The 25,518-nt window shown below is 72.3% G+C and carries 26 protein-coding genes; 11 read left to right on the forward strand and 15 right to left on the reverse strand.

Annotation, left to right across the window (positions count from 1 at the left end; all coding sequences use genetic code 11):
* Positions 1–11: 11 nt before the first annotated feature.
* The 4 genes from AC3X7R_RS13520 to AC3X7R_RS13535 are packed head-to-tail and all read left to right on the forward strand — an operon-like array spanning position 12 to position 3,614.
* Complete coding sequence (locus AC3X7R_RS13520) at positions 12–971, forward strand: sensor histidine kinase (protein ID WP_489966188.1); 960 nt, start codon at positions 12–14, stop codon at positions 969–971.
* Positions 968–1,630 (forward strand): response regulator, encoded by a 663-nt coding sequence (locus tag AC3X7R_RS13525; RefSeq protein ID WP_489966189.1) that lies wholly within the window; start codon positions 968–970, stop codon positions 1,628–1,630. Before AC3X7R_RS13520 ends, AC3X7R_RS13525 begins: the two co-directional genes overlap by 4 nt.
* A gap of 35 nt (positions 1,631–1,665) precedes the next feature.
* Positions 1,666–2,937: an alpha/beta hydrolase fold domain-containing protein gene (locus AC3X7R_RS13530; protein ID WP_489966190.1), complete on the forward strand. Its 1,272-nt coding sequence runs from the start codon at positions 1,666–1,668 to the stop codon at positions 2,935–2,937.
* A gap of 11 nt (positions 2,938–2,948) precedes the next feature.
* Complete coding sequence (locus AC3X7R_RS13535; protein ID WP_489966191.1) at positions 2,949–3,614, forward strand: class I SAM-dependent methyltransferase; 666 nt, start codon at positions 2,949–2,951, stop codon at positions 3,612–3,614.
* On the opposite strand, the gene AC3X7R_RS13540 is transcribed toward AC3X7R_RS13535, so the two are convergent.
* The 4 genes from AC3X7R_RS13540 to AC3X7R_RS13555 all read right to left on the reverse strand — a co-directional run bounded on the left by AC3X7R_RS13540 (position 3,579) and on the right by AC3X7R_RS13555 (position 7,780).
* Positions 3,579–4,682 (reverse strand): glucosidase family protein, encoded by a 1,104-nt coding sequence (locus tag AC3X7R_RS13540; protein WP_489966192.1) that lies wholly within the window; start codon positions 4,680–4,682, stop codon positions 3,579–3,581. The genes AC3X7R_RS13535 and AC3X7R_RS13540 overlap by 36 nt on opposite strands.
* Positions 4,672–5,391: a class I SAM-dependent methyltransferase gene (locus tag AC3X7R_RS13545; protein ID WP_489966193.1), complete on the reverse strand. Its 720-nt coding sequence runs from the start codon at positions 5,389–5,391 to the stop codon at positions 4,672–4,674. The genes AC3X7R_RS13540 and AC3X7R_RS13545 overlap by 11 nt, the downstream gene beginning before the upstream one ends.
* Positions 5,378–6,646: a glycosyltransferase family 4 protein gene (locus AC3X7R_RS13550; protein ID WP_489966194.1), complete on the reverse strand. Its 1,269-nt coding sequence runs from the start codon at positions 6,644–6,646 to the stop codon at positions 5,378–5,380. The genes AC3X7R_RS13545 and AC3X7R_RS13550 overlap by 14 nt, the downstream gene beginning before the upstream one ends.
* A gap of 162 nt (positions 6,647–6,808) precedes the next feature.
* Entirely contained in the window at positions 6,809–7,780 is a 972-nt protein-coding gene (locus AC3X7R_RS13555) for an NAD(P)/FAD-dependent oxidoreductase (protein ID WP_489966195.1), read from the reverse strand.
* 122 nt (positions 7,781–7,902) lie between these two features.
* On the opposite strand from AC3X7R_RS13555, the gene AC3X7R_RS13560 reads away from it, so the two are divergent.
* The gene (locus AC3X7R_RS13560; RefSeq protein ID WP_489966196.1) at positions 7,903–8,622 is read left to right on the forward strand and encodes an ion channel; all 720 of its coding nucleotides are present in this window, start codon (positions 7,903–7,905) and stop codon (positions 8,620–8,622) included.
* A 39-nt stretch (positions 8,623–8,661) separates the two neighbouring features.
* Here the strand turns inward: AC3X7R_RS13560 and AC3X7R_RS13565 are convergent, their stop codons facing one another.
* Both AC3X7R_RS13565 and uvrB read right to left on the reverse strand, forming a co-directional pair.
* Entirely contained in the window at positions 8,662–9,111 is a 450-nt protein-coding gene (locus tag AC3X7R_RS13565) for a VOC family protein (protein WP_489966197.1), read from the reverse strand.
* A complete protein-coding gene (gene uvrB / locus AC3X7R_RS13570; RefSeq protein ID WP_489966198.1) occupies positions 9,108–11,240 on the reverse strand; it encodes an excinuclease ABC subunit UvrB in 2,133 nt (710 codons plus the stop codon). Before uvrB ends, AC3X7R_RS13565 begins: the two co-directional genes overlap by 4 nt.
* A 105-nt stretch (positions 11,241–11,345) precedes the next feature.
* Between uvrB and AC3X7R_RS13575 the strand changes: the two genes are divergently transcribed.
* Complete coding sequence (locus tag AC3X7R_RS13575) at positions 11,346–12,602, forward strand: phospholipase D-like domain-containing protein (protein WP_489966199.1); 1,257 nt, start codon at positions 11,346–11,348, stop codon at positions 12,600–12,602.
* A gap of 18 nt (positions 12,603–12,620) precedes the next feature.
* On the opposite strand, the gene AC3X7R_RS13580 is transcribed toward AC3X7R_RS13575, so the two are convergent.
* Positions 12,621–13,556, reverse strand: a complete 936-nt coding sequence (locus tag AC3X7R_RS13580; RefSeq protein ID WP_489966200.1) for a DNA-3-methyladenine glycosylase family protein — start codon at positions 13,554–13,556, stop codon at positions 12,621–12,623.
* A 68-nt stretch (positions 13,557–13,624) separates the two neighbouring features.
* Here AC3X7R_RS13580 and AC3X7R_RS13585 point away from each other — a divergent pair, with 68 nt between their 5' ends.
* The 5 genes from AC3X7R_RS13585 (at position 13,625) to AC3X7R_RS13605 (ending at position 19,526) form a co-directional block, all read left to right on the forward strand.
* Positions 13,625–14,479 (forward strand): tryptophan 2,3-dioxygenase, encoded by an 855-nt coding sequence (locus AC3X7R_RS13585; RefSeq protein WP_489966201.1) that lies wholly within the window; start codon positions 13,625–13,627, stop codon positions 14,477–14,479.
* 3 nt (positions 14,480–14,482) lie between these two features.
* Positions 14,483–16,021: an ATP-dependent DNA ligase gene (locus AC3X7R_RS13590; RefSeq protein WP_489966202.1), complete on the forward strand. Its 1,539-nt coding sequence runs from the start codon at positions 14,483–14,485 to the stop codon at positions 16,019–16,021.
* A 62-nt stretch (positions 16,022–16,083) separates the two neighbouring features.
* A complete protein-coding gene (locus AC3X7R_RS13595) occupies positions 16,084–16,788 on the forward strand; it encodes a TetR/AcrR family transcriptional regulator (protein WP_489966203.1) in 705 nt (234 codons plus the stop codon).
* Positions 16,789–16,954: 166 nt separating this feature from the next.
* Positions 16,955–17,899, forward strand: coding sequence for a class I SAM-dependent methyltransferase (locus AC3X7R_RS13600; RefSeq protein WP_489966204.1), 945 nt, complete (start codon positions 16,955–16,957; stop codon positions 17,897–17,899).
* 7 nt (positions 17,900–17,906) lie between these two features.
* Entirely contained in the window at positions 17,907–19,526 is a 1,620-nt protein-coding gene (locus tag AC3X7R_RS13605) for a glycosyltransferase family 2 protein (RefSeq protein ID WP_489966205.1), read from the forward strand.
* Positions 19,527–19,541: 15 nt separating this feature from the next.
* On the opposite strand, the gene nusB is transcribed toward AC3X7R_RS13605, so the two are convergent.
* The 8 genes from nusB to AC3X7R_RS13645 form a co-directional block, all read right to left on the reverse strand.
* Positions 19,542–19,949: a transcription antitermination factor NusB gene (nusB, locus tag AC3X7R_RS13610; RefSeq protein WP_489966206.1), complete on the reverse strand. Its 408-nt coding sequence runs from the start codon at positions 19,947–19,949 to the stop codon at positions 19,542–19,544.
* 29 nt (positions 19,950–19,978) lie between these two features.
* Positions 19,979–20,542, reverse strand: a complete 564-nt coding sequence (gene efp / locus AC3X7R_RS13615) for an elongation factor P (RefSeq protein ID WP_489966207.1) — start codon at positions 20,540–20,542, stop codon at positions 19,979–19,981.
* A 73-nt stretch (positions 20,543–20,615) separates the two neighbouring features.
* Positions 20,616–21,074: a type II 3-dehydroquinate dehydratase gene (locus tag AC3X7R_RS13620; RefSeq protein ID WP_489966208.1), complete on the reverse strand. Its 459-nt coding sequence runs from the start codon at positions 21,072–21,074 to the stop codon at positions 20,616–20,618.
* On the reverse strand, positions 21,071–22,183 hold the full coding sequence (gene aroB, locus AC3X7R_RS13625) for a 3-dehydroquinate synthase (protein ID WP_489966209.1): 1,113 nt from the start codon (positions 22,181–22,183) through the stop codon (positions 21,071–21,073). Before aroB ends, AC3X7R_RS13620 begins: the two co-directional genes overlap by 4 nt.
* A complete protein-coding gene (locus tag AC3X7R_RS13630) occupies positions 22,180–22,713 on the reverse strand; it encodes a shikimate kinase (RefSeq protein ID WP_489966210.1) in 534 nt (177 codons plus the stop codon). Before AC3X7R_RS13630 ends, aroB begins: the two co-directional genes overlap by 4 nt.
* Positions 22,710–23,888 (reverse strand): chorismate synthase, encoded by a 1,179-nt coding sequence (gene aroC, locus AC3X7R_RS13635; RefSeq protein WP_489966211.1) that lies wholly within the window; start codon positions 23,886–23,888, stop codon positions 22,710–22,712. The genes AC3X7R_RS13630 and aroC overlap by 4 nt, the downstream gene beginning before the upstream one ends.
* Before the next feature lie 34 nt (positions 23,889–23,922).
* Entirely contained in the window at positions 23,923–24,672 is a 750-nt protein-coding gene (locus AC3X7R_RS13640) for a prepilin peptidase (protein WP_489966212.1), read from the reverse strand.
* Positions 24,672–25,514 (reverse strand): shikimate dehydrogenase, encoded by an 843-nt coding sequence (locus AC3X7R_RS13645; RefSeq protein ID WP_489966213.1) that lies wholly within the window; start codon positions 25,512–25,514, stop codon positions 24,672–24,674. Before AC3X7R_RS13645 ends, AC3X7R_RS13640 begins: the two co-directional genes overlap by 1 nt.
* Positions 25,515–25,518: the final 4 nt, after the last annotated feature.

The following is a 25,518-nucleotide window of genomic DNA, read 5'->3' on the forward strand; positions in this document are numbered from 1 at the left end:
AGGCTTGCGCCATGCCGCCGTCCCGCCCGCTCTCCCTCGCTGCGCGGGTGATGGTCATCAACGCGGCGCTCCTCGCGCTCGGCGTGACGGTGCTGGCCCTCTCCCCCGCCTCCGTCTCCTCCCACGTGCGGGGGTCCGAGGTCGCGGCGCTCCTGGTGGGACTCGCCGTCCTGGTCGCCGTGGGGTCGTTCCTGGTCAGCCGGGCCCTCGCCCCGCTCGACCGGCTGCTGGAGCACCTGGACCACGCCCGCTCCAGCGAGCCCCTGGAACGCCTGCCCGAGGGCGGCCGGGGCCTCGCCGGGCGCCTCTCGCACTCGGTCAACGGCCTGTTCGACCGGATCGAGGAGAGCCGGCGCGAGAGCGCGGTCGCGGGTCTGGCCGCCCAGGAGGCGGAGCGGAGCAGGATCGCGCAGGAGCTGCACGACGGGGTCGGTCAGTCGATGACGGCGGTGCTGCTGGAGCTGACCGCGCTCTCCGCGGACGCGCCCCCCGAGGCGCAGGACCGGCTGGAGCGGCTCCGGGAGCAGGTCAGGGCCAGCCTCGACGAGGTGCGCTCGGTCGCCCGGCACCTGCGTCCGCACGTGCTCGAGGACCTGGGGCTGCGCAGCGCCCTCGCGGCGCTCACCAACGACCTGTTCGGCACCGGGGACGTCCTCGTCCGTCGTGGCGTGCTGCCGGGGATGCCGCCGCTCGGCGAGGAGGTCGAGCTCGTCGTCTTCCGGGTGGCGCAGGAGGCGCTCACCAACGTCGCGCGGCACGCCGGGGCCAGGACGGTGGAGCTCCACCTGGGCCTCCAGGGCAACCTGCTGGAGCTCTCGGTCGCCGACGACGGACGGGGCGCGAGAGGGCGGCCGGAGGGCGTCGGGACGCGGGGGATGCGCGAGCGCGCGGCCCTCGTCGGTGGCACCCTCGACGTCTCTGCCCGCGACGGCGGCGGCACCACGGTGACGCTTCGGGTGCCGCTGCCGTGACAGGGGATGCCCGCCCGGCCCGGGTGCTGCTCGCCGACGACCACGCCCTGGTCCGGCGCGGGGTGCGGATGATCCTGGACGCGGAGCCGGACCTCGAGGTCGTCGCCGAGGCGGCCGACGGGGCCGAGGCCGTGGCGGCGGCCCGCCAGCAGCCCCTCGACCTGGTGGTGCTGGACGTCGCGATGCCCCGCCTCACCGGGCTCCAGGCGGCGCGGGAGATCTCCCGCCGGACCTCCCCGCCGCCGATCCTGCTGCTCTCGATGCACGACAACGAGCAGTACTTCTTCGAGTCCCTCCGCGTCGGCGCCTGCGGCTACGTGCTCAAGTCGGTCGCCGACCGCGACCTCGTCGCGGCCTGCCGTGCCGCCCTGCGCGGGGAGTCGTTCCTCTACCCCCAGGCCGAGAGTGTGCTGGTCCGCGACTACCTGGAGCGACTGCGCCGCGGCGAGCGGCTCCCGCGCGCGGTGCTGACCGCGCGGGAGGACCAGGTGGTGAAGCTCATCGCCGAGGGGCACTCGTCGCGCGACATCGCGAGGCTGCTCACGATCAGCGTCCGGACCGTCGAGCGGCACCGCGAGAACATCCTGGGCAAGCTCGGGATGCGGGACCGCACGGAGCTCACCCGCTACGCGATCAGAGTCGGGCTGATCGAGCCCTGATCGAACCCTGGGGGCGCGCGGCTAGCATCCGCGGCGTGCCGTTCCTCCGTCGCCAGCTCGTGACCGCCGCCCTCACCACGAACGCGCTCCGGCCGCCGAGGGGCTTCCGCCGCGGAGTAGGTGCCTTCCTGGCCGGCTGGTTGACGACCGAGCTGGCACCGCACCTGATGGCCTGGACGGCGGCGGACTCCGCTCTGCACGTGGCGCGACACCGGGCGCGACAGCAACAGGGCCGCGGAGCACCGGTCGACCGCGCCGGCCTGGTGCTGGCCGGGGCCTCCCTGCTGGGCATGGCCCGCCTGGTCCAGGTCAGCACCCGCACCCGGGGCGAGTGCGAGGAGGCGCTGGTCGAGGGCCTGGGCGTGGACTACGTCGAGCAGCTCGACGCGCCGCCCACCCCGGCCGAGCTGGCCACTCCCTGGCGCTCGGTGCTGACCCCGTTCCGGATGGGGGACGCCCGGGTGCGGGTCGACCGCGACATCGCCTACGTGGAGGGAGGGCGTCGCGGCCACCTGGACCTCTACCGCCCGGTGAGCCCGGCCGACCTCTCCGGCGCCCCGGTGCTGGTCCAGGTCCACGGAGGGGGCTGGACGGTCGGGCGCAAGGACCAGCAAGGGGTGCCGCTGATGCAGCACCTGGCCGCGAAGGGCTGGGTCTGCGTCGCGGTGAACTACCGGCTGGCGCCCCGCCACCCCTTCCCGGCGCAGGTGGTCGACGTGAAGAGGGCGGTCGCCTGGGTCCGCGAGCACGTCGCGGAGTACGGCGGGGACCCCGACTACCTCGTCGTCACCGGCGGCTCGGCGGGCGGCCACCTCGCCGCCCTCACCGCCCTCACCCCCGCGGACCCCGCCTTCCAGCCGGGCTTCGAGGAGGCGGACACGAGCGTCCGGGCCGCGGTGCCGGTCTACGGCGTCTACGACTTCGCCGGCGCGACCGGCCTGCGCAGCGCGGCGCTGATGCGCGACCTCTTCCTCGCCCCCCGGGTCCTGCGCCGGCGCTTCCGCGACGACCCCGACGCGTTCGAGGCCGCCTCCCCCGTCCTGCGGATCACCCCTCAGGCCCCCGACTTCTTCGTCATCCACGGCCGGCGCGACTCGCTGGTCGACGTCGGCCAGGCGAGGGCGTTCGTGGAGGCGCTGCGCCGCGACGCTTCCGCCTCGGTCGTCTACGCCGAGCTCTCGGGGGCCCAGCACGCCTTCGACGTCTTCCACTCCATCCGCTCCGCACACGTGGTGCGGGCCGTCGAGCGGTACCTGTCCTGGCACTGGAACCGGTACCGCCTCGGGCTCCCGGTGGAAGCGTCGTGAAGGATGTGCCGGTGACCTCGAACCCGATGCCCGACCAGCTGCTCGCGATCGCACGTGAGGTGAAGGGCTTCATGCCCGAGGAGGAGGGCCTCCTGCTCCACCGCCGCGCGCTCCGGCAGCTGGCCAGCGGCCCCGCGCTCGAGGTCGGGAGCTACTGCGGGAAGTCGGCGGTCTATCTCGGTGCGGCCGCGCGCCAGGTCGGCGGGACCGTCTTCACCGTCGACCACCACCACGGCAGCGAGGAGAACCAGGCCGGGTGGGAGCACCACGACCCCGAGGTGGTCGACCCCGCGACCGGCCGGATGGACACGCTGCCCTTCCTGCGGCGCACCCTGGAGCGCGCCGGGCTCGAGGACCACGTGGTCGCGGTCGTCGGCCAGTCCCGCACGGTCTCCCGGCACTGGGCCACCCCGCTGTCGCTCCTCTTCATCGACGGGGGCCATGCCGAGGAGCATGCCCAGAACGACTACGCGGGGTGGGCGCCGTGGGTCCAGCCCGGCGGACTGCTGGTGATCCACGACGTCTTCCCCGACCCGGCCGACGGCGGGCAGCCGCCGTACCACGTGTTCCTGCGCGCCCTGGAGAGCGGCGACTTCACCGAGGTCGAGGCACTGGGGTCCATGCGCGTGCTGGAGCGCACCTCAGGCGCGGCCGGCACGCTCCGCGGCCTCGGCTGAGGCGCACCCGCACTCGAGCCCGAGCTCGCTGAACCGCGGCAGCGTCGTGCCCCGCATGATGTCGGAACCGGGGGTCGTGGCGGAGAGCTGGTCCGCGGCGAGGATCACCGCGGCGGCGGTGTAGGTGGTGTGCTCCCCCGGCCAGTTGACCTCGTCCGGGTAGACGTAGCCGGTCCAGTAGCGCCCCTGGTCGTCCCGGAGGTGCTGCATGTCGGCGAAGAGCCGCAGGGCGCGCTCGCGGTCGCCCAACGCCTCCAGGGCCATCACCAGCTCACAGGTCTCCGCACCGGTCACCCACGGGTTGGTCGAGACGCAGCGGATGCCGAGGTCGGGCACCACGAACCTGTCCCACTGGCTCGCCACGAGGTCGTGACCGGACTCGCCGCGGACCGCTCCCCCGAGGACCGGGTAGTACCAGTCCATCGAGAACTCGGACTTGTCGAGGAAGCGGTCCCGGTGCTCGCGCAGCGCGTGGGCGAGGCGGCCCCCGGCGAGCTCCCACCCGGGCTGCGGGCAGCCGACCAGCTCGGCGAGAGCCACGCCGGCGGCCAGCGCGTGGTGGATGCTCGACGAGCCGGCCACGAGAGCCTCGCGGTTGACCTCGGCGGGACGGTCGTCCTCCCACGCCTGCGACCAGGCGACGCCGCCGAAGGGGAGCTGCAGGGAGACGACCCAGTCGAGGCCGCGCTGCACGGCGGGCCAGTAGCGGCGGACGAACGCGGGGTCGCGCCGGACCAGCCAGTGGTGCCAGACCCCGACCGCGAGGTACGCGGACATGTTGGTCTCCCCGCTGGCGTCGACCACCACGCCGTCGACCACCTTCATCGGCCAGGAGCCGTCCTCCCGCTGGAGGTCCAGGGTCCACTCGTAGGCGCGCTCGGCTGCCTCGACCTCGCCACCCACCAGGAGCGCCATGGCGGCCTCCACGTGGTTCCAGACGTCGGTCTTGTCACCGGGCGTCCAGGGGATCGCCCCGCTGGGCTCCTGCATCGCCGCGATCGTGGCCGCGGTCTCGGCGATCTGGTGGGCCGTCAGGATGCCGGGGACTGCGGGGATCTCAGCCGACATCGGGCTTCGTGAAGTAGAGCACCATGCTCTTGCCGATCACCGGGTCCAGCACCCGTCCCGCCAGCTTCAGCACCTTCGGCTGCTTCATGATCTCCCAGACCAGCAGCTTGTGGTACGCCTTGGCCAGCGGGTGGTCGTCGTTGTGCACGCCGACCGCGCACTTGATCCACCAGTACGGCGAGTGGAGGCCGTGGGCGTAGGCGATGCCGTCGTGACGCAGGCCGGCCTTGGTGATCTTGTCCACCAGCTCCTTGTCGGTGTAGATCCGGATGTGTCCGCCGGGGGTGTTGTGGTAGTCGTCGGAGAGCTTCCAGTTGATCACCTCGGGCAGCCACCGGGGCACGGAGACGGCCAGCGTGCCGCCGGGGCGCAGCACGCGCACCAGCTCGTCGATCGCGGCGATGTCGGCCGGGATGTGCTCGAGCACCTCCGCGGCGACCACGCGGTCGAACTCCCCGTCGCCGAAGGGCAGCGCGAGCGCGTCGCCCTCCTTGACGTCGGCCTCGGCGCCCTCCGGCACCTCGCCCTCCTGCTTCATCGCGACGAAGAGGTCCCGCACGCCCGCCAGCTCGTCGGCGTCCTGGTCGAAGGCGATGACGTCGGCACCGCGGCGATACATCTCGAAGGCGTGCCGGCCGGCGCCGCACCCCATGTCGAGCACCCGGTCCCCCGGCCTGAGGCCCAGACGGTCGAAGTCAACGGTCAGCACGTGTAGCCCTTTCGGTGGCCTGCTCGGCGCGGTAGTCGTCGATCACTTCCTGGTAGGCGTCGGCGGTCGCCTGGGCGACCGCCCGCCAGCTGAAGAGCTCCATCACGCGGCGGCGCGCGGCCGCACCCATCCGCTCCCGGCGGGCGGGGTCGTCCAGCAGCGAGCCCAGCGCCACCACCAGCTCACCCACGTCGCCGGGGGTGACCAGGTCGGCGCACCGGCCGTCGGTGCCGACGACCTCCGGGATCGCGCCCGCCCGGGAGACCACCAGCGGAGTCGCGCAGGCCATCAGCTCGGCCGTGGGGAGCGAGAAGCCCTCGTAGAGGGACGGCACGCAGGCGACCTCGGCCGACCCCATGATCTCCACGAGCTCGGCGTCGGAGACCCCGTGGACGAACGTGACGGAGTCCTTGATGGCCAGCTTGTCGATGAGCTGCTCGGTGCGGCCCCCGGGGGTCGGCTTGGTGACCAGCAGCAGCTCGACGTCGCGCTCGGTGCGGAGCTTGGCGAAGGCCTCCAGCAGGGTGGCGATCCCCTTCATGGGCGCGTCCGCGCTCGCCATGGCCAGGATGCGTCCGGGGACCCGGGGGGCGGTCGGCGGGACGAACACGTCGTCGACGCCGAGCAGGATGACCTGGAGGCGGTCGGGGTCGATCCCGAAGTCGCGCACGATGTCGCGCTTGGACGACTCCGAGGGGGTCAGGATCTTCCGGGCCTGCCGAGCCACCTTGACCTGCATGCGCAGGAACCCGTACCACCGGCGCAGCGACAGCTTCTTGCGCAGCGTGGGGGCGGCCTCCAGGTCGATGCGCCGGTCGAAGGTGATCGGGTGGTGCAGCGTGGTGAGGAGCGGCAGCCCCATCTTCTCGATCTCCAGCATCCCGTACCCGAGGACCTGGTTGTCGTGGACCACGTCGAAGTCGTCGACCCGGTCGCGCAGCAGCCGGGCCACCCGGGTGCTGAACGTCTTCGGCTCGGGGAACCCGGCGGTGCACATGGTGAGGAACTCCTCGACGTCCACCCGGTCGCGGAACTCCCGCAGCCTGGGGACCCGGAACGGGTCCGGCTCGCGGTAGAGGTCCAGCGAGGGGACCTTCGTCAACCGCACGCCCTCGTCGAGGATCGGGTAGGGCTGACCGGAGAAGACCTCCACGTCGTGGCCGAGGGCGACCAGCTCCCGGCTGAGGTGCCGGATGTAGATGCCCTGACCACCGCAGTGTGGCTTGCTCCGGTAGGACAGCAGTGCAACTCGCATCGCCCGAGCCTTCCTACGACAGGTGAAACGAGTTTGTATCACGTCCCACGGTGGGTACCGCCCGCCCCGAGTCAACGGACCGCCGTCCCTGCCTGTTCCGGTGGGGTATGAGTCCTGGGTCACACCCGCGGGTGCCCCATGAGGAGCGTGGGGGCTCCCCGGTCAGGCCTCGCTGGAGTGGCCGGGGAAGACGCGTGCGTGCGGGTCGAGCGCGACGGCCGCGTTGTTGACCGCGGTGGCGGCCTCGCCGAAGCCCACGGCGATCAGTCGCACCTTGCCCGGGTACTCGGTGATGTCGCCGGCCGCGAAGACCCGCGGCAGGTTCGTCCTCATCGCGGGGTCGACCACGATGTGACGCTTCTGCGTCTCGAGGCCCCATTCCTGCAGCGGCCCCAGGTCGGCGAGGAAGCCCAGCGCGGCCACCACCGCCTGGCAGGGCACCCGGCGGACCTCGCCGCCGTCGACGGTGATCTCCACCTCCTCGAGGCGGTCGGCACCGCTAAGAGCGGTCACCTGGGCCTTGGTCACCAGCTCGACCCGGGAGGCACGGACCTGGTCCACGGTCCGCTCGTGGGCACGGAAGGCGTCGCGCCGGTGCACCAGGCTCACCGAGCGTGCCACCGGCTCGAGGTGGAGCGCCCAGTCGAAGGCGCTGTCGCCACCGCCGACGATGACCACGTCCTTGTCCCGGTAGGGCTCGAAGCTCGGCACGAAGAACTCCAGCCCCCGACCGATCCACCCGTCGCCCGCAGGCAGGGGCCGTGGGCTGAACTTCCCGATCCCGGCGGTGATCAAGGCGGCCCCGGCGCGCACCGTGGTGCCGTCGTCGAGGCCCACCAGGACGTGGTCGCCCTCGTGCTCGAGGGTCACCGCGGTCCGCTCCAGCAGGTACGTCGGCGACGCCGTGGCGGCCTGCTCGACGAGACCGGCCACCAGGTCGCGGCCCTTGACCCGGGGGAAGCCCGCCACGTCGAGGATCGCCTTCTCCGGGTACATCGCGGTCACCTGGCCGCCGAGCTCCGGCAGCGAGTCGACCACGGCCACCCGGAGTCCGCGGAACCCCGCATAGTAGGTGGAGAAGAGGCCGGTGGGCCCTGCCCCCAGCACCACCAGGTCGGTCTCGACGAGGCTCACGTGACGTCCTTTCGGCCGGCGACGACCCCTCCCCCGGGGCCTTTGATGATCAGGTATAGCACCCCGGCGACGCTCCGGCCGGGCAACGAGGCTGCGACGGGGCGGCGCAGTAGCCTCTCGCCATGCCCGGCCGCGCTGACAAGTCGACCCCCCGACCCCGAGGGGAATCCGCGACCCACTCCCAGATGCTGCGCGCCGTACGCACCCATCCCTCGGCGGGCCTGCTGGCCGCCCAGCTGGCTGCCGTGCTGCTGTATCCGTTCTTCGACCACACGGTGGTCGGCCGCGCACTGCTCGGCGTGATCAACATGGTCGTCGTGCTGGCGGCGGTGATGGCGGTGCGCCGCACCCCCGCCTTCGGCTGGATCGTGCTCGTGCTCGGCCTTCCCGCCCTGGTGCTCACCGTGCTCGAGGCGAACCTGCCCGACAACGACGTGGTGGTGCTGTCCTCGGCGGCCCTGCACGCGCCGTTCTACCTCTACGTCTCCTACGCGATGGTGCGCTACCTCTACGAGGACGACCGGGTCACCCGCGACGAGCTCTTCGCCACCGGAGCCGCCTTCACCGTGGTGGCCTGGGCCTTCGCCTACGTCTTCGCCGCGGTGCAGGTGATCTGGCCCGGCTCGTTCGCCGGAGCCAGCGGGGAGGACCTCCCTTGGTTCGACCTGCTCTTCCTCTCCTTCACCAACCTGACCAGCGTGGGGCTCTCGGACGTGCTGCCGGTGCTCGACCACGCCCGGTCAGTGGTGATGGTCGAGCAGGTGGTCGGCGTGCTCTACATCGCGCTGGTGGTCTCCCGGCTGGTCGGCCTGACCGTGGCGCGCGCCCGCAGCACGTCCTGAGATCCGGACAGGTCAGTCGCGGCAGGCAGCCCGGGACGGTCAGTCGAGGCAGAACTCGTTGCCCTCGGGGTCGGCCATCACCAGGTAGCCGTCGCTGCCCGGCTCCGCGCCCGGCTCGGAGCGCCGGAGCCGGGAGGCGCCGAGCCCCACCAACCGGGTGCACTCGGCCTCCAGGGCGTCGAGCGCGGCTTCGCCCGTGAGCCCCGGTGCGGCACGCAGGTCCAGGTGGACCCGGTTCTTCACCGTCTTGGCCTCGGGGACCTGCTGGAAGAAGACCCTGGGCCCGGGCTCGCCCTCCAGCGGGATGATCGCCGACTTCGAGTTGCGTGCCTCCGGGGGCACTCCCCAGGCCTCCAACGCCTGGTCCCAGTCCGCGAACGGCGGCGGGGGCGGCTGGAGCCGGTAGCCGAGGGCCTCGGCCCAGAACCGGGCGAGGCGGTCGGGGTCGTGCGCGTCGAAGGTCACCTGGAACTCGCGGGTGCCGCTCATCTCGTCGCCTCCATCATCTGGCGGAGCTCCTTCTTGAGCTCGCTGATCTCGTCGCGCAGGCGCGCGGCAACTTCGAACTGGAGCTCGGCCGCCGCCGACCTCATCTGCTCGGTGAGCTGCTGGATCAGCTCGGCCAGGTCGGTCGAGGGGATCCCCGCGGTGTCGGGAAGGCTCTCGTGCAGCTCGGCGGTCTTGAGCTTGGACAGGCCGGGAACGGGCGACTTCTTCGACTTGTCGCCCCGCGCCCCGGTGCCCTGCCAGGTGGCCAGCAGCTCGGCGGTGTTCTCGTCCTCGCGGGCCAGCATCTCGGTGATGTCGGCGATCTTCTTGCGCAGCGGCTGCGGGTCGACCCCGTGCTCCCGGTTGTAGGCCACCTGCTTCTCGCGACGCCGGTTGGTCTCCTCGATTGCCGACTCCATCGAGGGGGTGATCTTGTCCGCATACATGTGCACCTGGCCCGAGACGTTGCGCGCGGCTCGTCCGATGGTCTGGATGAGCGACTTGTCGGAGCGCAGGAAGCCCTCCTTGTCGGCGTCCAGGATGGCCACCAGCGAGACCTCGGGCAGGTCGAGCCCCTCGCGGAGCAGGTTGATGCCGACCAGGACGTCGTACTCCCCCATCCGCAGCTCCCGCAGCAGCTCGATCCGCCGCAGGGTGTCGACCTCGGAGTGGAGATACCTGGTGCGGATCCCCGCCTCGAGCAGGTAGTCGGTGAGGTCCTCGGACATCTTCTTGGTCAGGGTGGTCACCAGGACCCGCTCGTTCTTGGCGGTCCGCTCGCGGATCTCGTGGATCAGGTCGTCGATCTGGCCCTTGGTGGGCTTCACCACCACCTCGGGGTCGATCAGGCCGGTGGGGCGGATGATCTGCTCCACCGCGTTCTCCACCCCGCCGACCCGGTCGAGCTCGTAGTTCCCCGGGGTGGCCGACAGGTAGACGGTCTGCCCGATCCGCTCGAGGAACTCCTCCCACTTGAGCGGGCGGTTGTCCATCGCGCTCGGCAGCCGGAAGCCGTGGTCGACCAGGTTGCGCTTGCGTGACATGTCGCCCTCGTACATCCCACCGATCTGCGGGATCGCCACGTGGGACTCGTCCACGACGAGCAGGAAGTCCTCCGGGAAGTAGTCGAGCAGGCAGTTGGGCGCCGACCCGGGCTCACGTCCGTCGATGTGCATGGAGTAGTTCTCGATGCCCGAGCACGACCCCACCTGGCGCATCATCTCCACGTCGTAGGTGGTGCGCATCCTCAGCCGCTGCGCCTCGAGGAGCTTGCCCTGCCGCTCGAAGGTCCGCAGCTGCTCCTCGAGCTCGTGCTCGATGCCGCGGATCGCCCGCTCCATCCGCTCCGGGCCGGCCACGTAGTGGGTCGCGGGGAAGACGTAGAGCTCCTCGTCCTCGGTCAGCACCTCGCCGGTGACCGGGTGCAGGGTCATCAGGCGCTCGATCTCGTCGCCGAAGAACTCCACGCGCACCGCCATCTCCTCGTAGACCGGGAAGATCTCCAGCGTGTCCCCGCGCACCCGGAAGGTGCCGCGGGTGAAGCTCATGTCGTTGCGGGTGTACTGGATGTTGACCAGCTGGCGCAGGATCTGGTCCCGGTCCCGCTCCTGGCCCACCTTGAGCCGCAGCATGCGGTCCACGTACTCCTGGGGCGTGCCCAGACCGTAGATGCACGAGACGGTGGAGACGACGATGACGTCGCGACGGGTGAGCAGGGAGTTGGTCGCGGAGTGGCGGAGCCGCTCCACCTCCTCGTTGATGGAGGAGTCCTTCTCGATGTAGGTGTCGGTCTGCGGGACGTAGGCCTCGGGCTGGTAGTAGTCGTAGTAGGAGACGAAGTACTCGATGGCGTTGTGCGGGAAGAGCTGTCGCAGCTCGTTGGCGAACTGCGCGGCCAGCGTCTTGTTGGGCTGGAGCACCAGCATGGGACGTTGGACCTGCTCGGCCACCCACGCCACCGTGGCCGTCTTGCCGGTGCCCGTGGCGCCCAGCAGCACCACGTCCTTGACACCCGCGTCGAGCCTCTTGCTGATCTCCGCGATGGCGGTGGGCTGGTCACCGGAGGGTGTGTAGTCGGACTCCACCCGGAACGGGGCCACCCGACGCTCGAGGTCAGTCACTGGACGCATGCGACGAGCCTACGGGCAGCCTCCGACAACCCCGAGGGACGAGCGGGAGGCCGGGGCCGGGGGCACGGCCGGGCCGTGGGGGGAGGCGCTCGCTACCCTGAGCACGTGAGTCGTCACTCCAGCACCGATCACGTCCTGCGCACCGTGCGCCGCGCACTGTTCACCGTCGTCGGGACCCCGTTCCTGCTGGCGGTGGCGCTGACACTCGTGGACTCCTACCGGCGCCGGGGCAAGAAGCCGAAGCCGTTCCCCCGCACCGCGCCCCGGTCGGTGACCGTGGGCGACGGGACGATCACCACCTACATGTACGGCCAGGACCTGTACGACGACATGCTCGCCGCCATCGACTCGGCCGAGCGGATGGTCCTCTTCGAGACCTACATGTGGAAGGCCGACGAGGTCGGCGAGGCCTTCAAGCGGGCCCTCGTGGCGGCCGCGGAGCGCGGCGTGGAGGTCTACTGCATCTACGACGCCTTCGCCAACCTGGTCGTCTCGCCCCGCTTCAAGCGCTTCCCGCGGAGCCTGAAGGTCCTCCGCTACCCGGTCTACAACGCCGGCCTCCGGTTCTGGGACATCAGCCGCTACGGCCGTGACCACCGCAAGATCCTGGTCGTCGACGACAAGGTCGGGTTCGTCGGCGGCTACAACATCGGGACGCCGTACGCCACCGAGTGGCGTGACACCCACATCGCCGTCACCGGCCCCGCGGTCTGGGACCTCCAGCGGGCCTTCGCCGACTTCTGGAACCTGCACCGCCGCAACCGGCTCCGCCCCAGCGAGCCGCCGCTCCTGCTGGAGGCGAGCTCGGCCTGGGAGCCGCGGATCCGCCTCTCCCGCAACATCCCGCGCCTGTGGATGTTCCCGATCCGGTCGATGTACCTCGAGGCGATCAACCGGGCCGGCCAGAACATCTGGATGACGCACGCCTACTTCATCCCCGACCAGGACTTTGTGGACGCCCTGGTGCTGGCGGCACGCCGAGGCGTCGACGTCCGCATCCTGCTCCCCCTGAAGTCCAACCACATCGTCGCCGACTGGATCTCGCGCGGCTACTACTCCCAGCTCCTCGCGGCCGGCGTCCGGATCCTGCGCTACAAGGACGCCATGGTGCACGCCAAGACCTCGACGATCGACGGCCAGTGGACGACCGTCGGGACCGCGAACGTCGACCGTCTCAGCCTCACCGGCAACTACGAGATCAACGTGGAGCTGATCGACGAGCAGATGGCCGCGGTGATGGAGGAGATCTTCGAGCTCGACCAGTCCAACGCCCTCGAGCTGACCCACCAGGAGTGGGAGGCCAGGGACCTGCACCGCAAGTTCACCGAGTTCGTGCTGGCGCCGCTGCGGCCGCTGCTCTGAACCGGCCGACGAGTCAGGTCAGCGTCTGGTCACCGGGCGGGCCGGCAGGTGCGTCCGGGGCGCCATCCGCGGGCCACGCCGCGGCCGGTGCCCGGCAGCCATCGAGAGATAGGCGACCACCCGCCCTCGCTGCGGACGCCAGGGCTCCAGGAAGCGCGCCATCTCCTCGTCGGTGAAGGGCGAGCGCGCCACCGCCCAACCGACGTCCTTCGCGACGTGATAGTCCCCGAAGCTCACCGCGTCGGGGTCCCCCAGCACCCGCGCGCGCACCTCGGCGCTGGTCCACACCCCGATGCCTGGCTGGCTGCGCAGCCCCCGGTCCAGCGCCGCGGCACCCTGGCCGGCCAGCCGCTCGAGCGACTCCGCGACCCGAGCCGCGCCGACCAGCGTCCGCGAGCGGGCCGGGTCGACGTGGAGCTCCAACCACTCCCAGGACGCGATGGTCCGGATCCGCCCGGCCGCCGGCTGCACCCACAGGTCGTGCTCGGGCCCCGGGCCGGGCGCCGGCTCGCCGAACCGGCGCACCAGTCGGCGGAACCCGGTGAACGCCTCCTGGCCGGTGACCTTCTGCTCGATGATCGAGGGCACCAGCGACTCCATGACCAGTCCGGTGCGCGAGAGCCGCCAGTGCGGGTTGCGCCGCTGCCCCTGCGCCACCAGCGGGTGTCGCGCCTCGAAGGCGGTGAGGTCGTCGTCGGCGCCCAGGAGCGCGGGCAGAGCCTCGAGCCCCCACTCGGCTCCGGGACCCCAGGCCTGGCCCCACATCTCGCCCTCGGCGGGCCGGGGCTCGATCCGCAGGGTGACCGGGCCGGACGGTGACCGCATGGCCCGCCAGGTCGACCCACCCACCTGCCGGTGGGTGGGATCCCCGGCACCGCGCCGGTGCTGGCCCAGGATCCGGTCGGCCGGACAGGGCCAGGCCGGCCGCCAGCGCCGTTCCAGGGGTCCGCTCACCCCACGAAGGTAGCGCGCCGCAAGCCGCGGACATGCGCGAGCGTGGGCGGCGGGCCTACGGTGGAACGATGACCTCCCCCGAGAACCGACGCGCCCTGGAGGAGTCGGTCACGCGTGACCTGGCCGGTCGGATGACCTACGCCGACTACCTCCACCTCGACGAGCTGCTCGGCGCCCAGGTCCCGCTCGCGCAGCCGCCCCAGCACGACGAGCTGCTCTTCATCGTCCAGCACCAGACGACCGAGCTGTGGCTCAAGCTGCTGGTCCACGAGCTGCGCTCGGCGCGCGACCTGGTGGCCCAGGACGCGCTCGCCCCGGCGCTCAAGCGCCTGGCCAGGGTCAAGCACGTGCAGCACACCCTCACCGAGCAGTGGTCGGTGCTGGCCACCCTGACCCCCAGCGAGTACGTGCAGATCCGTCCGTTCCTGGCGACCTCGTCGGGGTTCCAGTCCGCGCAGTACCGCGAGGTCGAGTTCCTGCTCGGCAACAAGGACCCGGCGATGGTCGAGGTCTTCGCGCACGACGCCGCGGCGCAGGAGACCCTCGGCAGGCTCCTGCGCGAGCCCTCCCTCTACGACGCGTTCCTCGCCTACCTCGCCAGGCACGGGCACCCCGTCCCGGACGAGGTGCTCGCCCGCGACCGATCGGTGCCGCACCGCTCCCACCCGGGCATCGTGGAGGTCTTCCTGGCCGTCTACGACGACCCGGCGCGCCACTGGGGTGTCTACGAGGCCTGCGAGGAGCTGGTGGACATCGAGGACGCCTTCCAGCAGTGGCGCTTCCGCCACCTGCAGGTCGTGCAGCGCACCATCGGCCACCGCACCGGCACGGGCGGTTCCTCCGGGGTGGACTTCCTCAGGCGGGCGCTCGACCTCACCTTCTTCCCCGAGCTCTACGAGGTCCGCAGCCGGGTCGGGGCCTGAGCGGTGCTGCTCGACCGCGTCGTCCGCGCGTCGGCCGAGGTCGCGACGACCCGCTCCCGCAAGGCCAAGGTGCTGACGCTGGCCGCGGTGCTGGCGGAGGCTGAGCACGACGAGAGCGACGTGGTGGCCGGCTATCTCTCCGGCCGGGTGCTGCAGCGCCGCACCGGGCTGGGCTGGCGCAGCCTCGCCACGCTGCCGCCCGCGGCGCCGGAGCCCCGCCTGGAGGTGCGCGAGGTCCACGAGGCCCTGGAGCGGCTCTCGGAGCTGGCCGGCGCCGGCTCCCAGAGCGCCCGGAGCGAGGCCGTCGACCTCCTCTTCGGCGCGGCGACGGCGCCCGAGCAGGAGTGGCTCCGCGCCGTGCTGACCGGCCAGGTGCGGCAGGGCGCCCTGGACGCGCTGCTGCAGGAGGCGGTGGCCCGCGCCGCCGACGTCCCGCTGGCGCTGGTGCGCCGGGCCGCGATGCTCTCGGGCAGCACCGTCTCGGTGGTCGGCACCGCCCTGCGCGACGGCGCCGAGGCGCTGGCGGCGATCGGGCTCACCGTGGGCCGTCCGGTGCTCCCCATGCTGGCCTCGACCGCGCCCGACGTGGCCGCCGCGATGGCGAAGGCCGGGGCGGGGACGCCCTCGGCCGACGGGGCGGGCGCCGAGGTGGCGGTCGACACCAAGCTGGACGGCATCCGGATCCAGGTGCACCGGAGCGGGGAGGAGATCGGGATCTGGACGCGCTCGCTCGACGACATCACCGCGCGCCTCCCCGAGGTGGTGCAGGTCGTCGCCGAGCTGCCGGTCTCCACCGTCGTGCTGGACGGCGAGGCCCTCCTCGTCGGCCCCGACGGCCGCCCCCGCGCCTTCCAGGAGACCGCGTCCCGGGTCGCCCGCAGCGCCGACGACGTCGCGATCACCGCCTACTTCTTCGACCTGCTCCACGTGGACGGCCGGGACCTGCTCGAGGCACCGGCGCGCGAGCGGTGGCGGCTGCTGGACGAGCTCGTGCCGGAGGGATCCCGGACGCCCCGGGTGGTCACCCGGCAGCAGTCGGAGGCGGAGGAGTTCCTGCGCGACGCGCTCGCCGCGGGACACGAGGGCGTGGTGGTCAAGGACGCCGACGCCCCCTACGAGGCCGGGCGGCGCGGCGCGGCCTGGGTGAAGGTGAAGCCCGTCCACACCCTCGACCTGGTCGTGGTCGGCGTCGAGTGGGGATCGGGCCGGCGGCACGGGCTGCTCTCCAACATCCACCTGGCGGCGCGCTCGGGTGACGACTTCGTGATGCTCGGCAAGACCTTCAAGGGGATGACCGACCAGACCCTGGCCTGGCAGACCGAGCGCTTCACCGAGCTCGCCGTCTCCCCCGTGGACGAGTCCCCCCACGTCGTCTCCGTCCGACCCGAGCAGGTAGTCGAGATCGCCTTCGACGGGGTCCAGCGCTCCTCCCGCTACCCCGGGGGTGTGGCGCTCCGCTTCGCCCGGGTGGTGCGCTACCGCCACGACAAGACCGCACGCGAGGCCGACACCCTGGAGACGGTCCGCCAGCACCTGGCGTGAGTCCGCCGCCGACTCCATCACACGTGTGTCACACAGTGTTGCAGTTCAACTAGACTCGACGCATGAGCGAACCGGCAAACCCTGCGCGCCCCGTGCGGCGCAGCGCCGCCGCGGCGCGCCGGCGGCTCCGCACGCAGGAGATCCTGGCGGCGACCCGCGCTCTCTTCGACGAGCGCGGGGTCCGCGACGCCCAGATCGAGGACATCGCGAGCGCCGTCGGGATCAACCGGGCGATCGTCTACCGCCACTTCAGCGGCAAGGAGGAGCTCTTCGCCCTCACCCTGGTGGGCTACCTCGAGGAGCTCCGGGAGTGCCTGGACGCCGCGGACGTGCGTGAAGAGCCGTGCGCCCGGCGTCTGGTGGCCCTGGTGGGCACCTTCGCCGACTACGGGATCTCGCACCCCGCCTTCGTCGACTGCGCGCAGTCCCTGATGGGCCGGACCGGGCCCGAGCTCCTCGACGAGGTCAGCGAGGAGACCGCCCTCAAGCTCGGGCGCGCGATCTCCGGCTGCCTGGTGCTGCTCACCCGGGTGCTCGACGACGGGGTCGCCAACGGTGAGTTCAAGGTCAGCGACCCGCACGTGCTCGCCAACACGCTCTATGCCAGCGGTCTGGGCGCCCTGCAGCTCGCCCGGGTGGGGATCCTGGTGCGCGAGATCGCCCCGGGCACCCCCGCCACCGCCCAGATCTCCGCCCAGCAGGTCAAGGAGTACCTGGTGAGCTCGGCACTCGCCGTGGCCGTGCACGGCCTCGGCGTCCAGGCCTGACCGACGGCCTGCGGCGCGACGCCGCCCGCGTGCCCGAGGGGAAGGGTGTCCATGAGGTAGGGTGGCGGCGCATTCGAGGCAGCGTTCGGGGCATGGCTCTGCGCTGGGGGCAGATCAACGAGGGACGTGTCTGATGTCGTCGCAGGAGGCAGCGCCGGAGGGCCGCGTGGCTGCGCGGACCCAGGACGACGCCACGACCCTGTCCTCGTGGGACGACCCCGCGTCGCGGGCCCGGCACCGTGCGGTGGCCGACCGGATCATCGCGATCGCCAACCCCAAGAACACGCTCGACCTGGGCTGCGGCCCCGGCCTCCTCGTCCAGGCGCTGGCCGAGAAGGGCGTGGACGCGCGCGGCACCGACGAGGACGAGACGCGCCTGTCCGGCGCCCACCCCGAGGTCCGCGACCGCCTGGAGGTCGCCCCGTGGACCGGTGCCCTGACCGGACGCTACGACCTCGTCTCCTGCCTCGACCTGGTGGAGCGGCTCGAGCCCCGTCTCGCGCAGAGCGTGATCGACGCCGCGTGCTCGGTCACCGACCGGGTCGTCTTCTCCTCCTCCCCCGACTCCTACGGCGACCCGCTGCACGTCAACGTGCACCCGGTCTGGGACTGGGCCGCCGCCTTCGCCGAGCAGGGCTTCTACCGGCGCACCGACGTCAACCTGGAGCTGGTCGCCGGGCACGCCGTGCTCTTCGAGCGCGCCGACCTCCAGCCGCGTGACATCGTCCACCGCTACGAGGCGACCGTGGTGCCGCTGGACATGGAGCTGCGCGAGCGCCGCGAGACCCTGCTGCGCCTGCAGCGCGCGGGCGGCTCCGGGGACGAGCTCGTCAAGCTCCGCGAGGAGCTCCGCCAGGCCCAGCACGAGGTGCTCACCACCCGCGACCACATCATCGGCCTGGAGGCCGAGAACACCCGCCTCCGTATCGACAAGGCCAGGCTGGAGAGCCGGCTGGCCGCCCAGCAGACCCGGGTGCAGAAGCTGAGGGGCCGCCTCGCCAACCAGCAGCGCCGGGCACGCCGCGCCGAGCGGAAGCTGGAGCAGGTCCGCAGCTCGCGCGCCTGGCGCCTCGGGCGCCGGCTCACCCGCACCAAGACGCCCGAGCTCTGAGGAACGCATGCCCGCCCCCCTCTTCTCGATCGTCACCCCCGTCTACGCGCCGCCGCTCGACGTGCTCGCCGAGACCGTCGAGTCCGTGCTCGCCCAGGAGCACCAGGACTGGGAGTGGATCCTGGTCGACGACTGCTCCCCCGACCCGGGCGTCCTCTCGCTCCTGCGCGAGCACGCGGCGCGTGACCCCCGCCTGGTGCTCGTCGAGCGGGAGACCAACGGACACATCGTGCAGGCCTCCAACGACGGGATCCGTCGGGCCCGCGGCGAGTTCATCGTGCTGCTGGACCACGACGACCTGCTGACCCCCGACGCCCTGGCTCGCAACGCCGAGGCGATCGCGGCCCGCGACGACGTCGACTACCTCTACTCCGACGAGGACAAGGTCGACGACACGGGTCGCCACTACGACACCTTCCTCAAGCCCGACTGGTCCCCCGAGCGGCTCCGCGGCCAGATGTACACCAGCCATCTCTCCGTCCTGCGCACCACGCTGGTGCGCGAGGTCGGCGGGTTCCGCGAGGGGTACGACGGCTCCCAGGACCACGACCTGGTCCTGCGCGTCACCGAGCGGGCGCGCCGGGTGGTGCACATCCCCGAGGTCCTCTACCACTGGCGGGTGGTGCCCGGCTCCGCCGCGGCGGACGCCAACGCCAAGCCCTACGCGTGGGTGGCCGGGCGTCAGGCCGTGCAGGACCACGTGGACCGGCTCGGTCTGCACGCCGACGTCGACTTCGGGCCCCACCCCGGGCACTACCTGCTCCGGCGCCGGCTCGACCCCTCCCTGCGGGTCAGCCTGGTGATCCCGACCATCGGCAAGGCCGGGATGGTCTGGGGGGTCAACAAGGTCTTCGTGGTGGAGGCCGTGCGGACCGTCCTGGAGCACACCCGGCACGAGAACCTGGAGATCGTGGTCGTCTACGACCCGCCCACCCCGCCCGCCGTGCTCGACAAGCTCCGCGAGCTCGCCGGCGAGAAGCTCCTCCTCGTCCCGTTCACCGAGTCCTTCAACTACAGCCGCAAGATGAACCTGGGCGTGCTCCACTCCACCGGCGAGCGTCTGGTGCTGCTCAACGACGACGTCTCGGTCCGCTCGGACTGCTGGCTCGAGGACCTCGTGGCTCCCCTCTCCGAGCCGGGCGTGGGGATGACCGGTGCCAAGCTCTACTTCAGCAACGGCACGATCCAGCACGCCGGGCACTCCTACAACGGCGGGCACTACCTGCACCCCTACACCGGCAGTCCGGGAGACTCCCCGGGCCGGTTCGGCGCGCTGGTGATCAACCGGGAGGCCAGCGGCGTGACCGCGGCCTGCGCCGCGATGCGACGCGACACCTACTTCGAGGTGGGCGGGTTCACCGAGACCCTCCCCCTCAACTTCAACGACGTCGACCTCTGCTACAAGGTCCGCCACCACAACTACCGGATCGTGTGGGTGGCGACCTGCGAGCTCTTCCACTTCGAGTCCCGCACCCGGCAGCGGGTCGTGGAGGCGTGGGAGAAGACGGCGGCGGTGGCGCGGTGGGGCAAGCCGGTCAACGACCCATACCTGCCAGAGCCGAAGGCCGCCACGTCGCGACCCAAGCCGGCCGACGACGTGGAGAGCGCCGAGCCGGTCGCGGGCTAGTCGCCCGGACCTGGCTCAGTCGAGCGCGTCCTTGTGGCGCAGGATGTTGCCCAGGACGCCGTTGACGAACGTGGGCGACTCGTCGGTCGAGAGCTCACGGACCAGCGCCATGGCCTCGCTGACGGCGACCGGGTCCGGCACGTCGTCGGCGTGCAGGAGCTCGTAGACGCCGATCCGCAGGACGTTGCGGTCCACCGCCGGCATGCGCACCAGGGTCCACCCCTCGGCGTAGCGGCTGAGGATCTCGTCGATCCTGGCGCGGTTCTCCCAGACGCCTCGCACCAGCGTGCTGGTGTAGTCGTTGGTGGGGCCCTCGCCCTCGGCGATGGCGCGATCCAGCGCCTCCACCGGGGACTCCGAGCGGAGCTCGGAGGCGAAGAGGATGTCCAGTGCCCGCTTGCGGGCCTTGCTACGCGCAGCCATCAGGGGCGTTCCCGTCCTCCGGACCGCTCTCAGCCCTTGACCCGGCCGAGGTAGGAGGAGTCCCGGGTGTCGACCTTGACCTTCTCGCCGCCGGTGATGAAGAGCGGCACCTGGATGACGTGACCCGTCTCCAGGGTCGCGGGCTTGGTGCCGCCGGTCGAGCGGTCGCCCTGCAGGCCCGGCTCGGTCTCGGCGATCAGCAGCTCGACGGAGGCGGGCAGCTCGATGTAGAGCACCCGGCCGTCGTTGGTCGCGACGATGGCGTCCTGGTTCTCCAGCATGAAGTTCTTCGCGTCCCCGACCACCTCCGGGGAGACCTCGAGCTGCTCGTAGCTCTGGGTGTCCATGAAGACGTAGGAGGTGCCGTCGTTGTAGAGGTACTGCATCGTCCGCTTGTCGACGTTGGCGGTCTCCACCTTGGTGCCGGCGTTGAAGGTCTTGTCGACCGACTTGCCCGACTCCACGTTCTTCAGCTTGGTCCGCACGAACGCCGGGCCCTTGCCGGGCTTGACGTGCTGGAACTCCACGACGGACCACAGCTGTCCGTCGATGTTGAGCACCATGCCGTTCTTCAGGTCGTTCGTCGTTGCCATGCGCGCGTGTCAGCCTTCGTCGTAGAGGGGTCAGCCGGTTGAGTCTATCGCCCTCGGTGGGGCGCGGAGGAAATCAGGGGGCGGGCAGGGCTGCGAGGGTCCGCAGCGCCTCCCGGTAGCCCTCGACGCCACGACCCACGATCGTGGCCGCCGCGTGGGGCTCCACGAAGGAGGTGTGCCGGAACTCCTCGGGACGGCTCCTGGGGTCCGAGAGGTGCACCTCCACCAGGGGCGCCTCCAGCTGCGCGCACGCGTCGTAGAGGGCCAGCGAGTAGTGGGTCCAGGCCCCCGCGTTGAGGACGACGGGGAGGCGGTCGTCGGCGGCCTGGTTGAGCCAGTCGAGGAGCACCCCCTCGTGGTTGGTCTGGCGCACCTCGACCGCGAGACCGAGCTCGACGCCCCAGCCCCGGCAGAGCTCGACGAGCTCCGCGTGGGTGGTGGTGCCGTAGATCTCCGGCTGGCGCCGGCCGAGGCGGCCCAGGTTGGGACCGTTGAGCACCAGGACCCGGCGAGGCTCCCCCGCCTGGCTCACGCGCCGGCTCCGGTCATCACGTCGTACGCCGCCCGCAGGTGCTCCTCGTCGGGCCCGGCGAGGATGCGCGGCCGGGCGATGTCGTCGAGCACCACCAGCCGCAGCTGGGACCCGCGCGACTTCTTGTCGACCGCCATGGCGGCCCGTAGCTCCTCGAAGGAGGCACCGTCCCAGGTGACCGGCAGCCCCACCCGCTCCAGGACCGTCCGGTGCCGGCGCGCCACCTGCTCGGACAGGCTCCCGGCCCGCAGGGCCACCTCCGCCACGAAGACGCAGCCGATCGCCACCGCCTCGCCGTGGCGCACCGCGTAGCCGGAGGCGCGCTCGATGGCGTGAGCCATGGTGTGGCCGTAGTTGAGCACCTCGCGCCCGGGATGACCGCCCGAGCCGCCGGTCTCCTTGAGGTCGTCGACCACCACGTCGATCTTGACCCGGATGGCCCGCTCGATCAGCTCGCGGAGCACCGGCGAGCCGGCGACCAGCTCGGCGGGGTCACTGGTCTCCACCAGCTCCAGGATCCTGGGATCGGCGATCAGGCCGCACTTGACGACCTCGCCCAGTCCGGCCACCAGCTCGGCCCGGGGAAGGGTCTCCAGGAACCGGAGGTCGCAGAGCACCCCGCTGGGCTCGTGGAACGCCCCGACCAGGTTCTTGCCGGCACCGGTGTTGATCCCGGTCTTCCCGCCGACCGCGGCGTCGACCATGCCCAGCACCGTGGTGGGGAGGTGGATCACCCGGACTCCCCGCAGCCAGGTCGCCGCGACGAACCCGCCGAGGTCGGTGGTGGCCCCGCCGCCCAGGGTCACGACCGCGTCGGAGCGGGTGAAGCCGGCCTCACCCAGCGCCTCCCAGCAGTCCGCCGCCACCGCCGCGGTCTTGCTCTGCTCCCCGTCGGGGAGGCCGAGCGCCAGCACGTCGTAGCGCGCGGCGAGGACGTCGGCGACCGGCTGTGCCAGGGCGCCGAGCTCGCCGGCGTAGAGCACGGCCACCCGCTCCACCTGCTCACCCAGGAGGTCCGGCAGGCGCGCGGCCAGGTCGTGGCCCACCAGCACGTCGTAGGGCGAGGCTCCGCCCACGTGCAGCACGGTCTCGTCAGGTCCGGTGCTCACGCGAGCGCCTCCATGATCTCGTCGGCCACTTCGCGGGCGGAGCGCCCGTCCGTGTTGACGGTGAGGGTGGCCACCGAGGCGTAGAGCGGAGCCCGCTCGTCGAGCAGTGCCTTGACCCGGGCCCGGACGTTGCCGAGCAGCAGAGGCCGCGCCGAGCCAAGTCCGACCCGCTTGACGGCGTCGGAGAGGCCCACCTCCAAGAAGACCACCCGGTGTGCCGCGAGCAGCTCCCGGGTGAGCGGGTCGAGCACCGCTCCCCCCCCGAGGGCCAGCACCCCGGTGTGCTCGCGCAGCGCGCGCGCCACCGCCGCCGACTCGAGCCGACGGAAGTGCTCCTCCCCGGAGTCCACGAAGATGTCGGAGATCGACCGCCCCTCGGCGGCCTCGACGTCGTCGTCGGTGTCACGGGCCGGCACCTGCCAGGCCTCGGCGAGCAGCCTCGCCACCGTGGACTTCCCGGCGCCCATGGGACCCACCAGGACCACCCGCGGCCCCGGAGCGGCCTCGCCGACCTCGCCCTGCCCGGTCACCGGAACCGCAGGGTGTCGAGGTAGGACTGCGCGTTGCGCCGGGTCTCGGCCACCGAGTCTCCCCCGAACTTCTCGACCACCGCGTCGGCGAGGACGAGGGCCACCATCGCCTCCGCCACGATGCCGGCGGCGGGCACGGCGCAGACGTCGGAGCGCTGGTGGTGGGCCACCGCCTCCTCACCGGTCGAGACGTCGACCGTGCGCAGAGCGCGGGGCACGGTCGCGATCGGCTTCATCGCGGCGCGCACCCGGAGCACCTCGCCGGTCGTCATGCCCCCCTCGACGCCGCCGGAGCGGCCGGAGGTGCGCCGAAGCCCGTCGGGGGTCGGCACGATCTCGTCGTGGGCCAGGGACCCCGGGGTGGCGGCCAGCTCGAAGCCGTCGCCCACCTCGACGCCCTTGATCGCCTGGATGCCCATCAGCGCCCCGGCCAGCCGGCTGTCGAGCCGGCGGTCCCAGTGCACGTGGGATCCCAGGCCAGGCGGCAGGCCGTGCACGACGACCTCCACCACGCCGCCGAGGGTGTCACCGTCCTTGTGGGCCTGGTCGATGGCCGCGACCATGGCCGCCGAGGCCTCGGGATCCAGGCAGCGCACCGGGTCGGCGTCGAGACGCACGACGTCGTCGGCCCCGGGGAGCAGGCCCGAGGGGGCGGACACCCCGCCGAGCTCGACCACGTGCGAGACCACCTCGGCACCCACCGACTGGCGCAGGAAGTTCGTCGCCACCCGGCCCAGCGCCACCCGCGCGGCCGTCTCGCGCGCGGAGGCCCGCTCGAGGACGGGACGGGCCTCGTCGAAGTCGTACTTCTGCATGCCGGCCAGGTCGGCGTGACCGGGCCGCGGGCGGGTCAGCGGCGCGTTGCGGGCCAGCGCCGCGAGCTCGTCCGGGTCGACCGGGTCGGCCGCCATCACCTGCTCCCACTTGGGCCACTCGCTGTTGCCGACCTCGATGGCCACCGGCCCACCCTGGGTCGCCCCGTGCCGCACACCGCCGAGGATGCGCACGACGTCCTGCTCGAACTTCATCCGGGCCCCGCGCCCGTAGCCCAGGCGGCGCCGGGCCAACGACTCGGAGATGTCGCCGGTCGTCACCTGGACGTGAGCCGGGAGGCCCTCCAGGATCGCGACCAGCGCCGGTCCGTGGGACTCGCCTGCCGTGAGCCATCTCAACATGCGCGCAGTCTTTCACGAGGCTGCCGGCGGCTGATCAGGCCCAGCGCCCGACGAGATGTGACCACACCCAGGGCCCGGTCAGCACGCCGACGAGCGCGCCCAGCACCATGAAGGGGCCGAAGGGCAGCCCTTTGCGCTCGGTCAGCCCGAACATGGCCAGCAGTCCGCCGCCGACACCGCCGAGCAGGAACCCCGCGTAGAGCCCGGAGAGCAGCTCCCCCCAGCCCAGGTAGCCGAGGGCCAGGCCCAGGACGCCGGAGAGCCGGACGTCGCCGTAGCCCAGGCCGCGGGGGTGGACGAACCAGAGCATGAAGTAGAAGAGCCCGGCCACCAGCCACCCCGACCCCGCCCGGACCAGGTCGCCGGAGTCGGCGGAGAGCAGGGCCGCGAGCAGCACGCCGAGGACGAGCAGCACGTAGGTCCTGGAGATCACCCAGGTGGGGAGCAGCCGGGTCCGCCAGTCGACCACGGAGAGCGCCACCAGCACCGGGATCAGCGGCAGCAGGAAGAGCAGCGACCAGGCCCAGCCCGTCGTCGCCCCCACGGCGGCTCCGGCGGCGCCGGAGACCAGCGCGCAGCGCAGGGCGAGGCCGGGCGACGCGGCGATGTCGGCGTACGCCTCCTTCGGCGCCGCCGCCGCGGGCTGGACCTGGCCCCGCTCCCCCTCGTCGACCGCCGTGTCGTCGACCGGTGCGTCGTCCGGCTCCGGGATCCGGGAGACCAGGGTGGGCACCAGGAGCCCGCCCAGCCCCGAGACCGCGAGCCCGACCAGGACGGGGCCCATCACCTGGCGCCCCCGGAGCCGGCCCGGGCAGCCAGCGCCCGCTCCCCCGCCTCGCGCATCGCCGCCAGGGGCGCGTCACGCTCGGTGAACAGGCTGAACTGGAGCGCGGCCTGGTGCACCAGGAGGTCGAGCCCCGAGACGACGACCCCGCCGGCGGAGCGGGCCAGGGGGGTGGGCCACGGGTCGTAGAGCACGTCGAAGAGGCACGGGACCCCTGCGAGCCTGGCCACCACCTCGGGCGTCTGGGCGGCGGCCGGGATGGTCGAGACCACGATGTCCGGGTCCGACGCACCGTCGCTGCCGACCGTGCCGAGGGGCACGACCGTGACCCGGGGGGCGGCCGGGTGACGCCGGACGGCCTCGGCGGCGGCGGCCGCGCGGCCGGGGCTGCGCACCGCGAACCTGATCTCCACCACACCCAGCTCGGCCATCGCCAGGCCGGCGGAGGTGGCGGTGGCTCCCCCACCGAGCACGAGCGCGGTCGTCAGGTCGGCCGTCGTCCGCTCGCGCACCGCCGCGACCGCGCCCGGCAGGTCGGTGTTGTCACCGATCACCTCGGGCCCGAGCACCAGGGTGTTCACGACTCCGGAGAGGCGCGCCCGGGAGGTCAGCCGATCCGCGCGCGCGTGCGCCTCGAGCTTGAGCGGCATCGTCACCGAGAGGCCGCGCCAGCTCGCGTCCAGCCCCTCGACGAAGGAGCTCAGCCGGCCGGCCGGTACCCGGTGCGCCTGGTAGTCCCAGTCGAGGCCCACCTCGGCGTACCCCGCCCGGTGGAGCACCGGGGAGAGCGAGTGCTCGATCGGGTCGCCGAGGACGCCGCACCTGCGCGAGGACGACGACATCGCC

The organism is Nocardioides sp. Z22_16 (genome assembly GCF_058134365.1).

Coding starts and splice junctions, on each gene's coding strand:
- AC3X7R_RS13520 (WP_489966188.1), top strand. CDS start 12: ATGCCGCCGTCCCGCCCGCTCTCCCTCGCTGCGCGGGTGATGGTCATC.
- AC3X7R_RS13540 (WP_489966192.1), bottom strand. CDS start 4,682: ATGTCGGCTGAGATCCCCGCAGTCCCCGGCATCCTGACGGCCCACCAG.
- AC3X7R_RS13550 (WP_489966194.1), bottom strand. CDS start 6,646: ATGCGAGTTGCACTGCTGTCCTACCGGAGCAAGCCACACTGCGGTGGT.
- AC3X7R_RS13560 (WP_489966196.1), top strand. CDS start 7,903: ATGCCCGGCCGCGCTGACAAGTCGACCCCCCGACCCCGAGGGGAATCC.
- AC3X7R_RS13565 (WP_489966197.1), bottom strand. CDS start 9,111: ATGAGCGGCACCCGCGAGTTCCAGGTGACCTTCGACGCGCACGACCCC.
- uvrB (WP_489966198.1), bottom strand. CDS start 11,240: ATGCGTCCAGTGACTGACCTCGAGCGTCGGGTGGCCCCGTTCCGGGTG.
- AC3X7R_RS13585 (WP_489966201.1), top strand. CDS start 13,625: ATGACCTCCCCCGAGAACCGACGCGCCCTGGAGGAGTCGGTCACGCGT.
- AC3X7R_RS13595 (WP_489966203.1), top strand. CDS start 16,084: ATGAGCGAACCGGCAAACCCTGCGCGCCCCGTGCGGCGCAGCGCCGCC.
- AC3X7R_RS13605 (WP_489966205.1), top strand. CDS start 17,907: ATGCCCGCCCCCCTCTTCTCGATCGTCACCCCCGTCTACGCGCCGCCG.
- nusB (WP_489966206.1), bottom strand. CDS start 19,949: ATGGCTGCGCGTAGCAAGGCCCGCAAGCGGGCACTGGACATCCTCTTC.
- efp (WP_489966207.1), bottom strand. CDS start 20,542: ATGGCAACGACGAACGACCTGAAGAACGGCATGGTGCTCAACATCGAC.
- aroC (WP_489966211.1), bottom strand. CDS start 23,888: ATGTTGAGATGGCTCACGGCAGGCGAGTCCCACGGACCGGCGCTGGTC.
- AC3X7R_RS13640 (WP_489966212.1), bottom strand. CDS start 24,672: ATGGGCCCCGTCCTGGTCGGGCTCGCGGTCTCGGGGCTGGGCGGGCTC.
- AC3X7R_RS13645 (WP_489966213.1), bottom strand. CDS start 25,514: ATGTCGTCGTCCTCGCGCAGGTGCGGCGTCCTCGGCGACCCGATCGAG.